Consider the following 12,652-nt stretch of genomic DNA (forward strand, 5'->3'; position numbering starts at 1 on the left):
CTCCAGAAGGATTTGGCCAAACGGCTTGGGATACCCGTCTAGTTAGCGCAGGCCGACTGTTCACCAAAGATGCCAGATTGGTTACGGATTGTTCACCAAGGTAACGTTTTCGCGATCAACATGGGTGTTGAGATCCAGGCATATCAACGCCCTAGCCTGGATGCGTCATGTCCTCCGGCCGCACCAGCCGCTCATAATCGGCTTCGCTGACCAGCCCGGTGGCCAGCGCTTCCTGGCGCAGCGTGGTGCCGTTCTTGTGCGCCGCCTTGGCGATCTTGGCGGCGTTGTCGTAGCCGATCGTCGGCGCAAGCGCCGTCACCAGCATCAGCGAACGGTCGAGTGCTGCCTTGATGTTGTCTTCGCGGGCCTCGATGCCGACGACGCAATTGTCGGTGAACGACACGGAAGCGTCGGCCAGCAGCTGTACCGATTGCAGGAAACAATAGGCCATCAGCGGATTGTATACGTTGAGCTCGAAATGGCCCTGGCTGCCGGCGAAGCTGATCGCCGCATTGTTGCCGAACACCTGCACGCAAACCTGCGTCATCGCCTCGCATTGGGTCGGATTGACCTTGCCCGGCATGATCGAGGAGCCCGGTTCGTTTTCCGGCAGCGACAATTCGCCGAGGCCCGAACGCGGGCCGGAGCCGAGCAGGCGGATGTCGTTGGCGATCTTGAACAGCGCCGCCGCGCAGGCATTGATGGCGCCGTGCGAGAAGACCATGGAATCATGGGCGGCCAGCGCCTCGAACTTGTTCGGCGCGGTGACGAAATCGATGCCGGTGATCGCGGCGATGCGCGCCGCCACCTTTTCGGCAAAACCGACCGGCGCATTGAGGCCGGTGCCGACCGCGGTGCCGCCCTGTGCTAGCTCCTGCAGGCCGGGCAGGGTCATCTCGATGCGCTTGACCGACGAGGCGACCTGCGCCGCGTAGCCCGAGAATTCCTGGCCGAGCGTCAGCGGCGTCGCGTCCTGCGTGTGGGTACGGCCGATCTTGACGATGTGGGCGAAAGCCCTGGTCTTGGCCTCGAGTGCCGTATGCAAATGTCTTAGCGCCGGTAGCAGGTCGTGAGTGATGCGCTCGGCGCAGGCGATGTGCATGGCCGTCGGATAGGTGTCGTTCGACGACTGGCTCATGTTGACGTGGTCGTTGGGATGCACCGGCTTCTTCGATCCCATGACGCCGCCCAAAAGCTCGATCGCCCGGTTGGAAATCACCTCATTGGCGTTCATGTTGGACTGGGTGCCTGAGCCTGTCTGCCAGACGACCAGCGGGAAATGCTCGTTCAGCTTGCCGTCGATGACCTCCTGCGAGGCCTCGATGATGGCCTTGCCGATCGCCGGATCGAGCCGCTTCAGCTCCATATTGGCCTCCGCTGCCGCCCGCTTGACGATGCCCAGCGCCCGCACGATCGAGGCCGGCTGTTTCTCCCAGCCGATCTTGAAATTGGCCAGCGAACGCTGCGCCTGCGCGCCCCAATAGCGGTCGGCGGCGACCTCGATGGGACCGAACGTGTCGGTTTCGGTTCTGGTCTCTGGCGCGCTCACGAAGTCTCTCCGGTTTGCAATTTGCAAACGGCGTATCGCGTTGCACAAATGCCTTCAAGCGGAGATTGCGGGTGACGGGAATGCAAATCGGTTGAAGGTGCTGGCAATCTCCCCACTTGAGGGGGAGATGTCGCCGAAGGCGACAGAGGGGGTCGGTAGGTCTTGACGCAACTCGCATAGCGGACGGAACAGGCTGGTGTTCCACGCGAGACGACCCCCTCTGGCCTGCCGGCCATCTCCCCCTCAAGGGGCGAGATCGCAACCTCACCCCGCCGTGTATCCTCCATCCACGGCGAAGATTCCGCCGCTGGTCCATGCCGCTTCGTCGCTGGCGAGATAGACCGCGATGCCGGCAAGGTCGCTGGTCCGGCCGATGCGGCCGAGCGGATAGCTGCGCTCGACATAGGCCTTGAGCTCGGCTTGCGCGGCCTCAGGCAGGTTTTCGATCGACCTGCGCCGCATCGCTGTGTCGACCGTGCCGGGCGCGATCGCGTTGACCCTTATGCCGCGCGGCCCGAGCTCGAAGGCGAGCGACTTGGTCAGCGAATTGAGCGCGCCCTTCGACAGCGAATAGAGGCTGGACGGCCGCTTCGGGATCATCTTGTGCGCGAAATAGGACGAGATGTTGATCACCGAAGCCGCACCCGGCGCGAGATGCGGCAACAGCCGTTGGGTGAGAAAGAATACCGCCGTGACGTTGAGCGCGAATGACTGCTGGAACTGGTCCTCGCTGACGGTCTCGAACGGCACAAGGAACGCTACGCCGGCATTGTTGACGAGGATATCGACAGGTGGGCCGCGCCTGGCATGCTCGACCACGGCATCGATGCCGGCGCTGGCCGACAGGTCGGCCGACAGCGTGTCGACATTATCCCCGAGCTGCTTGCGGGCGGCGTCGAGTTTTTTGCCGTCGCGGCCGACGATCAGCACGTCCGCGCCTTCGCGCAAGAAAGCCTCGGCGATTGCCAGCCCGATCCCGTCCGAGCCGCCGGTGACCAGTGCCCGTTTGCCGCCTAGTCTCATCCAACACTCCCGCGCATTGCCGTCTTCCGCCGGCGGCATGAACCCCAGAGCAGCGCTGCCTGCACTCCGGGTCAAGTCGCCTGCCTATCCCAGCGTATGAAACTTCGCCTCGTCTCACCGCCCAAGCAGCGATTGTGAGGTTGGCGACAGCACCAAAGTCTCAGTCGGCTTGGCCATACGTGACTGGACGCTCTGCTCGAACACTTGCCACTCCGGGGATGCGGCCAAGGCTGCCTCATGGCGGGCATGCGCTTCGGTGCTGTCGAAACCGGTGATGCTGATGAAGACGTTTTCGCTGGCCCGCACCGGCAACCGCGGAAAGCTGTTTTCGGCATGCTCGGTAACGAAGGCGGCGAGCGGCGACGCGCCAAATGCGGCGAGCACCGGAAGGGCCGCGGTCTGGAAGTCATTGGCGAAACGGGCTTCCAGGCCCGGTTGCAAATGATGAATCCTGATGACAACAATTGCCTGCAAATCGCTGCTTGCGCTCGGTTTTTCGAGGTCCGCCTGGGGTAATCGTTTCGATCCCGAGAGGTCTAGGTTCGCGCCCGGCCAGGCCGGCTTCAGCAGCAGCACGTCGTCGGATGAGATCATCGTGGCGTTGGCGGCGTCGCGCCACGCAGCCCAGACCGGCCCGTCGTAGAAGGCGGTCAGAGCGTTTTTCCGCGCTTCCATACCGTCGAAGCCGCGCAGCCAGACGAACATATCCGGCCAGTCGAGATCGCGGAACTGGCCGATGATGGTCATCCCCGCGCTTTCCTGGCCCTCGATCAGGTGACCGTCGAAGATGCCGATCAGCGTCTCGCGCCTGCCGGGTTTCAGCGTGTATTGCCTGAGTTCGACAACGGGCGAGGCGAGCATATCGGATTTAGATTCGACGTTCAAAGGCAGGTTCATTGCGCGATCTCCAAAACAGGACAGTCATCCTGTTTTACAAAACAGACCGGTTGTCCTGTTTTGTCAATCTGCTATCGTGTGAAGATGTCAGCAGAGATATCCGCTCGCCCAAGGTCGCGGGCTCAAAAACGCACCAACGACCCCGAAGGCATGCGCAAAAAGGTGCTCGATGTCGCCGAGGAGGCGTTTCAGGCACGCGGCTATCATGCGTCCAGCATGGGCGACCTGATGGCGACGGCGGGCGTCACCGGCGGCGCGCTGCACCACCATTTCGCGACCAAGAAGGCGCTGGCGCTCGCAGTGATCGAGGAGCGGGTCGCCGCCGCCGTAGAAGAGACATGGATCGCGCCGGTGCGGATGGCTCCCTCAGCGCGCGAGGGCGTGCGCTCCGTGTTCGCGGCCGTCGCGGCGGAGCTGGAGCAGCAGGGATTCGTGCGCGGCTGCCCGCTCAACAACCTGGCGCATGAACTGTCGCTTGCCGATCCGGACTTCCGCATTGCCCTTGCCGGCATTTTTTCTACCTGGCGTCAGGCGATCGCCGACAAGGCCAGGGCCGACCAGCAGGCGGGCCGGGAGCAGGGCATCGATCCGCAGCGCTTCGCAGCGTTGGCTGTCGCCAGCTATTCCGGCGCCATGTCGATGGCCAAGACCGCGCAGGACGCAAGCGTGCTGCGCGATTGCCTGATGGCATTGGAACAGGGAGTCACGAGGCGACGTCGCAGGATACTGCACAGGGCGCTTTAACGCTGGCAGGACAGAGGCCGCAGTCGCTGATATCGCGACCGAGGCGGGAGGCCGAGCTCTTAATTCGGCAGCGGCTTGATCAGCTCGTAGCCGACCACGCTTTCGGCGCTAGTGCCCTCGTCATAGCGCCTGGCCACAACTGCCTGCAGGTCGGGTGCGTAAAGCGCGGTGAACTCGTCCCGCGTCTCGCCGGCCTCGCTCCTGATCGTCTGCTTGACCGCGAGTACGGAGTATTTGCAGTCACCCAGGCTGAACGTCTCCTTGCCCTTGACGTTGATCTCCAGCGTCTCGGTGCCCTTCGGCGGCTTGTTCGGTGCAAGACGGGCAAACACGATCTTGCTCTTGGCACCCGCCTTCAGCGGGAACACCTTCCTGAGATCGGAAAACGGGATCATCGCCAGCTGCCCCGTGCTGCTGTCGCGAAACACCTCGATCAGCCCGCCGAACAGGTACTGCGACTGCGGCGATTGCGACTGGTATTTGTTGGCAACCGCCACCATTCCGCCCGCCGCCGGGCGAAATTCGCTGTGGATGCCGGGCCTTTCGAGAATGAAGCCGGCCTTGGCCGATTTGGCGTCGATGCACCCGGCGCCATGCGCTGCGCTCGTCACCGCCAGAATCGCCATTGTCATGCCGATGGATGTAGCTTTCATGGCGTCCTCCTTTGCCCGCGCAAGTTGAATGCCGAAAGCAATGCCAGACCTGGGAGAACGTGTCGACATACTTTACGAGCAACTGGACTGCCGGTCCCCGTCGTGCTGAATTTTAGCGCATGATGCATCGCATTCCCGCCCGGCCTGTTTCCAGGCGCAGGTTCCTGATGAAGGCAGCGGCCGTTGCCGCGGCCGGCGCCGTTTCGCGCCCGGCCTTCGGCCAGACCGGGCAGCGCATCCCGCCGATCGACGCCACTTTCCTGTTCATTGCCGACGTCCATGCCTGCCGCATGGCCAGCGGGTTGAGCCCGCATTGCGAGCAGCAAGGCAAGACCGACGACGCCTTGCTGCGCAACGTCGCCGCACTCAATGGCATCGGCGACAGACAATGGCCGGCTGAAGTCGATGGCGTCGCCACCGGCCTGCGCTCAAAAGGCAGAATCGGCACGCCGCTCGGCCTCGTCGTTGGCGGCGACATCACCGATGATGGCGGCGGCCAGATCACCCAGCCCAGCGAGGGCACGCAGCTGCTTCAGTTCAGCCAGCGCTACCAGCAAGGCGTCGGCCCCGACCGCGTGCACATGCCGGTCTATGTCGGCCTCGGCAACCACGACCTCGACCAGAACGGCCCGCGCTCGCATGTCGACTGGTACCGCCGCGAAATGCGCGACTACGTCGAGGTCAACCACCGCCCCGGTGTGTTCTTCAAGCCGCCGGTGCCGGCCACTGCCTTCGATGTCGCGAGCGACTGTTATTCGTGGGATTGGGGCGGCCTGCATCTTGTCCAGACGCACCGCTTCGCCGGCGATACTGCCCATGTCTCCGCCAGCAGCCTGCCATGGCTGAAGCAGGATCTGGCGACCTATGCCGGCGATGGGCGCCCTGTCATCCTTTTCCAGCATTATGGCTGGGACGATTTTTCGATCGAAAGATGGAACGCCGGCAAAAGAACGTTCGACGATGGCGGCACGGGTCCATCGCATTGGTGGAGCGAGGCTGACAGGCAGGCGCTGCTGGCTGCGCTGAAGGGCTATAATGTCATCGGCATTTTTCACGGCCACCAGCACGCGACGCCGATGATCTATCGCCGTGACGGGCTCGATCTGTTCAAGCCGAAGGCGGCCTTCATGGGCGGTTTCGCGCTGGCGCGGGTGACCAGCAATAGTATGGAAGTGGTTCTGGGCGAGGCCACCGGCAACCACGGCGAGGTCACTTTCACCAACGCCTTCATCAAAAACCTTACATTCTGAAGTTGAGCGAGCCTGAAAAAGGCGGCACCCGCCGCCTTTCTTCGCTGCCCCAACGAGGCAGGATCAGAGCGCCTTCTTCACCTTGTCCTTCACGTCGCCATAGGCTTTCTGCATCTTGCCGGTGGCCTTGTCGACATCGCCTTCGGCCTCGGAGCGCCTGTCGCCGGTGGTCTTGCCGGCGGCCTGCTTGACGGCGCCCTTGGCTTGCTTGGCAACGCCGGCAACCTGATCCTTGTTCACCATCTCGCATCTCCTGAACCGTTCGCCTGGAGAAACGGTCGCGGATCGCTTAGGTTCCGGGTTCTGCCCGTCGATTGGGATAGCTTCCGGCCGCGAAGCCGACAGAATAGGGTGCACCAGAACGCCCGAATAGACAGGGCCGGAGGGACAATGGCTGAATTCACGCTCTTCATCGGCAACAAGTGTTTTTCGTCGTGGTCACTGCGGCCGTGGCTGGCGATGAAGTATCTGGAGATCCCGTTCGAGGAAGGTCTTGTGCGCCTGCGCACGCCCGAGACCGCGGCCAATCTGGCCAGGATATCGCCGACCGGCCAGGTGCCGGTGCTGAACCATCGGCTGCCGAATGGCGAGGTCCGGATCGTCTGGGAAACCCTTGCCATCCTTGAATATCTCGCTGAGCTGTTTCCCGGGAAAAAGCTCTGGCCGGCCGACATCGGCGCCCGTGCGCTGGCCCGCTCGGCGGCGACAGAGATGCATTCCGGCTTTCGCGAGGTCCGCTATGGCTGGCCGATGAATTTGCGCCGGCCAAAAGGCCACAAGCCGCTCGACGCCGAAGGTGAGGCACAACGGGCGCGCATCGAAGGGCTATGGCGCGAATGCCGCGAAAAATACGGCAAAGGCGGCCCGTTCCTGTTTGGCCATTTCACCGCGGCCGATGCCATGTACGCGCCGGTCGTCACCCGCTTCGACACCTATGGTGGCACGCTGGCGCCCGACACCCGCGCCTATGTCGACGCCGTGCTTTCGATGCCGGCGATGCGGCACTGGTATGCCGAGGCGGCGAAAGAGCCTTGGCCGGAGCCCGGCCCAGACGAGTAGAGCCGAGCAAAGCCGGTCTTCCACTTCGCGGCCCGCGGCCTATCTGAAGATCGGGCAGGGGCCTTGGAGACTTCACAATGACTTCTGTTTCTTCCGCACTGGCCGGCAAGGTCGCACTCGTCACCGGCGCCTCCTCGGGCATCGGCGAGGCAACGGCTGTGGCGCTCGCAGCCGCCGGGGCCAAGGTGGCGATTGCCGCACGCCGCGCCGATCGTCTCGAAGCGCTGGCCGCACGTATCGAAAAGGCCGGCGGCACGGCGCTCCGCATCGAGGCCGACGTCACCAGCAACGACGATGTCACCGCCATGGTCGACAAGGTTGTCACCGAATGGGGCCGCCTCGACATCCTCGTTAACAATGCAGGTGTCATGCTTCTGTCGCCGGCCGCCGATGCCGAACTCGACGACTGGCGCCGCATGATTGAGCTCAACCTGCTGGCGCTGATGGGCGTCACCAAGGCGGCGCTGCCGCATCTGAGGGCCGCCAAGGGTCACATCGTCAATGTCTCGTCGATCGCCGGACGCGTCGCCAATCCCGGCGCCAGCGGCTATGCCGCAACCAAGTTCGGCGTCGTCGGCTTTTCCGAATCGCTGCGCCGCGAAGTCTATGCCGATAAGGTTCGCGTCACCGTCATCGAGCCTGGCCTTGTGCGCACCGAACTCGGCGACCATGTCACCAACCCGGCGGCGAAGGCCGGGCTCGACCAGCGGCTCGCCGCCATGGAGGCGCTGACCGCCGAGGACATCGCCGCGGCCATTCTCTACGCCGTGTGCCAGCCGGCACGCGTCAACGTCAACGAGATCGTCATCCGCCCGACCGACCAGGAACGGTGAGCGGCGTCAGATATTTCGCTACGCTTCGAATCCCGCTCGCAGGAAATCGCCACACTCCTCGACCAGCCGCGACGGGTCCCTCGCGAGATAGACGCCGAAATCCGCCATCGCCGCCGGCGGCAGGTTGAAGCGTCCGTTGAGGCTTTGGCAGTCGGGCGGCAGTCCTTCTTGCAGCAGAAGCCCGATGCCGAGCCCGGCCCTCAGCGCCGAGATCAGCGTCGCGAAGGTCGACACGCGGCAGCCGATCTTCCAGCCGATCCCGGCCTCGGCGAGCGAGGCCAGCATTCTGTCCTGCCAGGAGCAGGCGCCTTCGAAGATGATCAGCGGAAGCTCGACCTCGTCATCGATCTCGATCATGCGGCTTGCCGCCCAGACCAGCTGTCGTGACACATTGCCTCGCGGCGCCATTGTGAAGCGCGCCGGATCGGCCATGACGATGTCGCATCGTCCTTCGCCCAGCGACTTGCTGAGATCGCTGCTGCTGGCCGATGTCAGCTCGATCTCAACGGAGGGGTGCCGGCGGCGGAATTCGGCAATGATCAGCGGCAGCCGCGTCACCGCCAAATCCTCGACGATGCCCAGCCGGACACGGCCGACCAGCCTGCGGCCTTCTATCTCGCGCCTGGCATCGTCACCGATCGCGATGGCCTTGCGGGCGAAGGCGAGCAGGATCTCGCCGGCCTCGGTCAGCGCCACGCCGCGCGGCGAGCGGCGCAGAAGCTCGGCGCCGACTGCACCCTCGAGGCGCTGAAGCTGCATGCTCACCGCCGCCTGGGTGCGGGCAAGCCGATCGGCCGCTCGGCTCACCGTTCCCGTATCGGCCACGGTGACGAAGGCGCGCAGCAGCCGGACGTCGATATCTCCGGTCATAAGAATTCCTGATAGCTGTGTCAGCACTATCAGGCTATCCGAAAGCCCGATCTGAATTCAAGGTCCGCTCGCACGAATGAAAACAGGAGCAGCCACCTTGCCCTACAGAAGAAGATTTGAGGAGTTCGGTGTCGCCTGGCCGTCGCTCGATCGGCCTGCTTTGCCGTTCTCGCCGACGGCTCGGGTCGCCGACATCGTCTATGTCTCCGGTCAGATCCCCGAGATCGGGCAGGAGATCGCTGCGATCGGCCAGGTCGGCGCAGAGATCGATCTGCCCGCGGCGCGGAACGCCGCCCGGCTCTGCGCGGCCAACATCGTCTATTGGCTGGACAAGGAACTGGACGGCAATCTCGACCGCGTCGTGAAATTCGCCAAGCTGACCGTCTATGTGAACGCGGCGGCCGGCTTTGCGGCCTATTCGGAGGTCGGCAACGGAGCATCCGAATTTCTGCTCCATGTTTTCGGCGAGCGTGGCGAGCATGCCCGCTGCTCGCTCGGCATGGCCGGCTTGCCGGCCAATGTTCCGGTCGAAGCCGACGCCATTGTGCATGTACGCTGATGCACGCCCAGAACATACACTCGGGCCTGATCCGAGAGTGCGCAGCGAAACCAGGGGAGGCTTGGCTTGATAAGTACAAATCTTGAGAGGCGGAAGGCGCTTGTTCTCGGCGGAGGCAAGGGCCTGGGTTTCGGCGTCGCCGAAGCGCTCGCGGCGAAAGGCGCCGAGATCATCCTGGTCGGACGCGGGAAGGAGACCCTGGACGCGGCGCGGCGCGCGATCGAGTCCGCCGGCCACATCTGCTCGACCTTCAGCGCCGATCTTTCCGATAACGACAGCGTCTCCCGGCTGATCCGTGCCGTCGAGGACGAGCATCAGCGGATCGACATCGTCCTGCTCAATGGCGGCGGCCCGCCGCCCTTCGCGGCCAGCGTCTTCGATGCGAGCGTCTGGGAGAAGCAGTTCACCAGCATGGTGCTGAGCCAGATGCGCATCGCCATTTCTTTCCTGCCAGGCATGCGGGCGCGGCGCTGGGGGCGCATCATCGCCGTTTCCTCCACGTCCGTCCGCGAGCCGATCCCCGGCCTCACCGCTTCGAATGCGTTGCGCGCGTCGCTTGCCGGCTGGGCCAAGACCCTGGCCGGCGAAGGGGCGGCGGACGGCGTCACCGTGAACCTGTTGCTGCCTGGCCGTTTTGCGACGGACCGGACGAAACAGTTCGACGCGATGGACGCCGCCGACAGGGGTGTGGACGCTGCTGTGATCGCCGCCGAGAGTCAGGCCGAAATCCCGGCAAAGCGCTATGGAGCCCCCGCGGAATTCGGCGCGGTTGCCGCATTCCTGGCCAGCGACGACGCTGCCTATATCACCGGCGTGGCTTTGCCGGTGGATGGCGGGCTCAGCCGGGCCATGCTGTGAGGGGCAGCAGCGGCGCGAATGCTCGCATCAGACAGGAACGCCCCTCGTGCCTTTTATCTGCGCGGGGGGCGTCCTGTTTGTCGTCCGCCTTTTCTCAAGATTGCTCTTTCGAGAACGGCTTTCGACACCGAAAAAAATGCCCCGGCGCCAAAATGGTTCCCGGCTGATTGGCTTTTCGGCGGGCAATAGCCCGGCTTTCGCCGTCCGATGTGCTGGCGCGGGCCGCCGCCGCGCGTCTCCGCGAGTGTCGCAAATCAAAAAATTGACACAACGCGCAAAGAAGTCTATAAGAATTTTGTCGATATTTGTTTGACCGACTTTTGTTATCCGCGTGCCTAGGCGCGCCTTTGGCGAACTTCCCCCATCAAAATCGAGACAAACGTTGTTGTGCATCCGCATGACGACGAACGAATATTTGCCATGGAAAGGGTTCGTTATGAGCACAGGCACAGTTAAATGGTTCAACGCCACCAAGGGTTTTGGTTTTATTCAGCCTGACGACGGTTCTGCCGACGTTTTCGTCCACATCTCAGCCGTCGAGCGCGCCGGAATGCGCGACATCGTCGAGGGCCAGAAGCTTGGCTACGAGATGGTCCGCGACAACAAGTCGGGCAAGATGTCCGCCGACCAGTTGAAGGCGGCCTAAAACGGAATTAAGCCTCACCGGTGACCACGGATGTACTGGCACCGGTGAATGGCAAATTCCAGCGCATGGTGGCGGGGAGGTTAAGTCCCCGCTCATGCGCATGAGAAGAACGTTCCCTTGCGCGTCTCTCGGGATGCGCAGGCGTTCTCATGGGAGGTCAGGCGGTGCCTGGCCTTTTTCATTTTTGCGCTTCGACCGCCGAAAGAGCGCTGCTCGACGGCCCGGACGTGCTAAGAGGCTGTTTCGAAATTCGCTCCGGCGAGTCATATGGTGGTGGTTTCGAGAACCGGAGCGCAGCGGACATTTGGGTCCGTGAGCACCGGAAGCGCAGAAAACCCCATCAGATGGCCGTCAGAGTAGAATTTCCAAACGGTCTCTAAGGACGTTCCAGCAATTTGAAACCGGCTGCCGTATTGCTTTGTGCGGGATCCTGGCCGAAAGACCAGTCTCGCCACTTTTCGGCGGCGTGCTCCGAACCGGGAGAAAGACCTTGACCGCAACTTCAAAAAAACCCCGCGACCAGGCCGAATCCATTTTCAGCAAGACGCGGACCCAGTCGATGTCGCTCGACCGCATCAATTCCGAACGGGATGCCGTCAGCCAGGCCCGCGAAGCCAAGACCGCGCGGCTGCGCGAATTGCGCCTGGAGAAGGAAGCCGACGACATGGCGGCGGCGGTTGCGCTCGCAGCCTCGCCAAAACGCGCAGGCAAACGCTGATGGCCACCAAACGCGTGCCTCAAAAGGCGATCGCCGCCGATTCGACCATCGCCGATGTCGTGGGTGAACTAGACAAGCCGGTCGAATATGTCCGGCGCGTGCTCGAAAAGCTTGAGCGCTGCCGGCGTGTCCACGGCGATGCTCAGGTGCGGCTCGGCGTGCGCGGCCGCGCCGAATGCCCCAATTATCTGATCGAATATGTCCGGGAAAACGCCAAGACGCACGAGCGCGTGACCTATCCGGATGCTGCCTACAGCGGCAGCACGCATCGCGAACTGGCGCCCCGGCACATCGAGGAAGCCAGGAACTGGTCGCCCGAAGAAATGAACATCACGGCCGTTTCGGCGCTCATCGGCCGCCTTCGCAATCCGAATGCGCCATCATCGCGTTTCTCTGACGAGGATTGATATGGCAATCAAGTTTTCCGCCAAGGGCCAGCCGGCAGCGCCTGCTGCCGCCGTGAAGCCGGCCAAGCCGGCGGCCGCGCCAAAAACCGGCGAAGCCGCCGAGGCGGGCACCGATCTGTTCAGGTCGCCGGCGGAAGCACCGCCGCGCAAGCCCAAGAAGAAATAGCGTCCTTGCAGCAAAATGCCGGCCGGAAATCTGCGCCAAGGCTGCTTGCCCTGGCGGTCGCAGAGGAGTTTTCGTCGCCACGAGAGGGCGCCGGTCCGGTTGCCTTCGATTGCCAGACCTGTGGCGCCTGCTGCGCCTACTCGTCCAGATGGCCGCGCTTCTCCACCGAGGATGACGCGCAGCTCGACCTTATCCCGCAAAAATACGTGGCTGCCGACGAAGCCTGTATGCGCTGCGACGGCGCGCGCTGTTCGGCACTGTGCGGCGAGGTCGGCAAGTCAACGGCCTGCGGCATCTACGACATCCGCCCCGACGTCTGCCGCGCCTGCATGCCGGGCGATGACGACTGCCTGATCGCGCGTCGGGCTCACGGTCTGCCGACGCTTGAATGACGGCCCTCGGGCTGGCGTCCCAGTTTGA

17 protein-coding genes are annotated in these 12,652 nt (G+C 63.4%); 11 read left to right on the forward strand and 6 right to left on the reverse strand.

Annotation, left to right across the window (positions count from 1 at the left end):
- Positions 1-151: 151 nt before the first annotated feature.
- The 3 genes from fumC to NKH99_RS07210 all read right to left on the reverse strand — a co-directional run bounded on the left by fumC (position 152) and on the right by NKH99_RS07210 (position 3,469).
- The gene (fumC, locus tag NKH99_RS07200) at positions 152-1,549 is read right to left on the reverse strand and encodes a class II fumarate hydratase (RefSeq protein ID WP_352588580.1); all 1,398 of its coding nucleotides are present in this window, start codon (positions 1,547-1,549) and stop codon (positions 152-154) included.
- 264 nt (positions 1,550-1,813) lie between these two features.
- Positions 1,814-2,572 (reverse strand): SDR family NAD(P)-dependent oxidoreductase, encoded by a 759-nt coding sequence (locus NKH99_RS07205; RefSeq protein WP_352472648.1) that lies wholly within the window; start codon positions 2,570-2,572, stop codon positions 1,814-1,816.
- 114 nt (positions 2,573-2,686) lie between these two features.
- Positions 2,687-3,469 carry an NIPSNAP family protein gene (locus tag NKH99_RS07210; protein ID WP_353013354.1) on the reverse strand — a complete coding sequence of 261 codons (783 nt, stop codon included), beginning with the start codon at positions 3,467-3,469 and terminating at the stop codon, positions 2,687-2,689.
- Positions 3,470-3,619: 150 nt separating this feature from the next.
- On the opposite strand from NKH99_RS07210, the gene NKH99_RS07215 reads away from it, so the two are divergent.
- A complete protein-coding gene (locus NKH99_RS07215) occupies positions 3,620-4,213 on the forward strand; it encodes a TetR/AcrR family transcriptional regulator (RefSeq protein WP_353013356.1) in 594 nt (197 codons plus the stop codon).
- A 59-nt stretch (positions 4,214-4,272) separates the two neighbouring features.
- On the opposite strand, the gene NKH99_RS07220 is transcribed toward NKH99_RS07215, so the two are convergent.
- The gene (locus tag NKH99_RS07220) at positions 4,273-4,866 is read right to left on the reverse strand and encodes a hypothetical protein (protein WP_352472655.1); all 594 of its coding nucleotides are present in this window, start codon (positions 4,864-4,866) and stop codon (positions 4,273-4,275) included.
- A 119-nt stretch (positions 4,867-4,985) separates the two neighbouring features.
- On the opposite strand from NKH99_RS07220, the gene NKH99_RS07225 reads away from it, so the two are divergent.
- Positions 4,986-6,116 (forward strand): metallophosphoesterase, encoded by a 1,131-nt coding sequence (locus NKH99_RS07225; RefSeq protein ID WP_353013358.1) that lies wholly within the window; start codon positions 4,986-4,988, stop codon positions 6,114-6,116.
- A gap of 63 nt (positions 6,117-6,179) precedes the next feature.
- Here NKH99_RS07225 and NKH99_RS07230 read toward each other — a convergent pair whose 3' ends face one another.
- Complete coding sequence (locus tag NKH99_RS07230) at positions 6,180-6,359, reverse strand: CsbD family protein (protein ID WP_352770787.1); 180 nt, start codon at positions 6,357-6,359, stop codon at positions 6,180-6,182.
- A 147-nt stretch (positions 6,360-6,506) separates the two neighbouring features.
- Here NKH99_RS07230 and NKH99_RS07235 point away from each other — a divergent pair, with 147 nt between their 5' ends.
- Positions 6,507-7,175 carry a glutathione S-transferase family protein gene (locus NKH99_RS07235; RefSeq protein WP_353013360.1) on the forward strand — a complete coding sequence of 223 codons (669 nt, stop codon included), beginning with the start codon at positions 6,507-6,509 and terminating at the stop codon, positions 7,173-7,175.
- 77 nt (positions 7,176-7,252) lie between these two features.
- On the forward strand, positions 7,253-8,008 hold the full coding sequence (locus NKH99_RS07240) for an SDR family NAD(P)-dependent oxidoreductase (protein ID WP_353013362.1): 756 nt from the start codon (positions 7,253-7,255) through the stop codon (positions 8,006-8,008).
- Positions 8,009-8,026: 18 nt separating this feature from the next.
- Here NKH99_RS07240 and NKH99_RS07245 read toward each other — a convergent pair whose 3' ends face one another.
- Entirely contained in the window at positions 8,027-8,878 is an 852-nt protein-coding gene (locus NKH99_RS07245) for a LysR family transcriptional regulator (protein WP_353013364.1), read from the reverse strand.
- Between the two features lie 76 nt (positions 8,879-8,954).
- Between NKH99_RS07245 and NKH99_RS07250 the strand changes: the two genes are divergently transcribed.
- From NKH99_RS07250 to NKH99_RS07280, 7 genes are all read left to right on the forward strand, one after another.
- Positions 8,955-9,437, forward strand: a complete 483-nt coding sequence (locus NKH99_RS07250) for a RidA family protein (RefSeq protein WP_353013366.1) — start codon at positions 8,955-8,957, stop codon at positions 9,435-9,437.
- 66 nt (positions 9,438-9,503) lie between these two features.
- The gene (locus tag NKH99_RS07255; protein ID WP_353013368.1) at positions 9,504-10,295 is read left to right on the forward strand and encodes an SDR family oxidoreductase; all 792 of its coding nucleotides are present in this window, start codon (positions 9,504-9,506) and stop codon (positions 10,293-10,295) included.
- A gap of 436 nt (positions 10,296-10,731) precedes the next feature.
- Positions 10,732-10,941 (forward strand): cold-shock protein, encoded by a 210-nt coding sequence (locus NKH99_RS07260; RefSeq protein ID WP_010915421.1) that lies wholly within the window; start codon positions 10,732-10,734, stop codon positions 10,939-10,941.
- 490 nt (positions 10,942-11,431) lie between these two features.
- Positions 11,432-11,659 carry a hypothetical protein gene (locus NKH99_RS07265; protein WP_023677608.1) on the forward strand — a complete coding sequence of 76 codons (228 nt, stop codon included), beginning with the start codon at positions 11,432-11,434 and terminating at the stop codon, positions 11,657-11,659.
- Positions 11,659-12,066 (forward strand): hypothetical protein, encoded by a 408-nt coding sequence (locus NKH99_RS07270; protein WP_352472663.1) that lies wholly within the window; start codon positions 11,659-11,661, stop codon positions 12,064-12,066. Before NKH99_RS07265 ends, NKH99_RS07270 begins: the two co-directional genes overlap by 1 nt.
- A 1-nt stretch (position 12,067) precedes the next feature.
- Positions 12,068-12,232 (forward strand): hypothetical protein, encoded by a 165-nt coding sequence (locus tag NKH99_RS07275; RefSeq protein WP_023722752.1) that lies wholly within the window; start codon positions 12,068-12,070, stop codon positions 12,230-12,232.
- 50 nt (positions 12,233-12,282) lie between these two features.
- On the forward strand, positions 12,283-12,624 hold the full coding sequence (locus NKH99_RS07280) for a YkgJ family cysteine cluster protein (protein ID WP_353013565.1): 342 nt from the start codon (positions 12,283-12,285) through the stop codon (positions 12,622-12,624).
- Positions 12,625-12,652: the final 28 nt, after the last annotated feature.

This window comes from Mesorhizobium sp. M0854, assembly GCF_040319815.1.
In the GTDB taxonomy this organism is placed as follows: domain Bacteria; phylum Pseudomonadota; class Alphaproteobacteria; order Rhizobiales; family Rhizobiaceae; genus Mesorhizobium.

What these genes read in the sequence shown, in the direction of transcription:
- NKH99_RS07220 (WP_352472655.1), bottom strand. Translation starts at nt 4,866, where the DNA reads ATGAAAGCTACATCCATCGGCATGACAATGGCGATTCTGGCGGTGACG.
- NKH99_RS07250 (WP_353013366.1), top strand. Translation starts at nt 8,955, where the DNA reads ATGAAAACAGGAGCAGCCACCTTGCCCTACAGAAGAAGATTTGAGGAG.
- NKH99_RS07240 (WP_353013362.1), top strand. Translation starts at nt 7,253, where the DNA reads ATGACTTCTGTTTCTTCCGCACTGGCCGGCAAGGTCGCACTCGTCACC.
- NKH99_RS07210 (WP_353013354.1), bottom strand. Translation starts at nt 3,469, where the DNA reads ATGAACCTGCCTTTGAACGTCGAATCTAAATCCGATATGCTCGCCTCG.
- NKH99_RS07270 (WP_352472663.1), top strand. Translation starts at nt 11,659, where the DNA reads ATGGCCACCAAACGCGTGCCTCAAAAGGCGATCGCCGCCGATTCGACC.
- NKH99_RS07230 (WP_352770787.1), bottom strand. Translation starts at nt 6,359, where the DNA reads ATGGTGAACAAGGATCAGGTTGCCGGCGTTGCCAAGCAAGCCAAGGGC.
- NKH99_RS07225 (WP_353013358.1), top strand. Translation starts at nt 4,986, where the DNA reads ATGATGCATCGCATTCCCGCCCGGCCTGTTTCCAGGCGCAGGTTCCTG.
- NKH99_RS07275 (WP_023722752.1), top strand. Translation starts at nt 12,068, where the DNA reads ATGGCAATCAAGTTTTCCGCCAAGGGCCAGCCGGCAGCGCCTGCTGCC.
- NKH99_RS07260 (WP_010915421.1), top strand. Translation starts at nt 10,732, where the DNA reads ATGAGCACAGGCACAGTTAAATGGTTCAACGCCACCAAGGGTTTTGGT.
- NKH99_RS07235 (WP_353013360.1), top strand. Translation starts at nt 6,507, where the DNA reads ATGGCTGAATTCACGCTCTTCATCGGCAACAAGTGTTTTTCGTCGTGG.
- NKH99_RS07205 (WP_352472648.1), bottom strand. Translation starts at nt 2,572, where the DNA reads ATGAGACTAGGCGGCAAACGGGCACTGGTCACCGGCGGCTCGGACGGG.
- NKH99_RS07215 (WP_353013356.1), top strand. Translation starts at nt 3,620, where the DNA reads ATGCGCAAAAAGGTGCTCGATGTCGCCGAGGAGGCGTTTCAGGCACGC.
- NKH99_RS07245 (WP_353013364.1), bottom strand. Translation starts at nt 8,878, where the DNA reads ATGACCGGAGATATCGACGTCCGGCTGCTGCGCGCCTTCGTCACCGTG.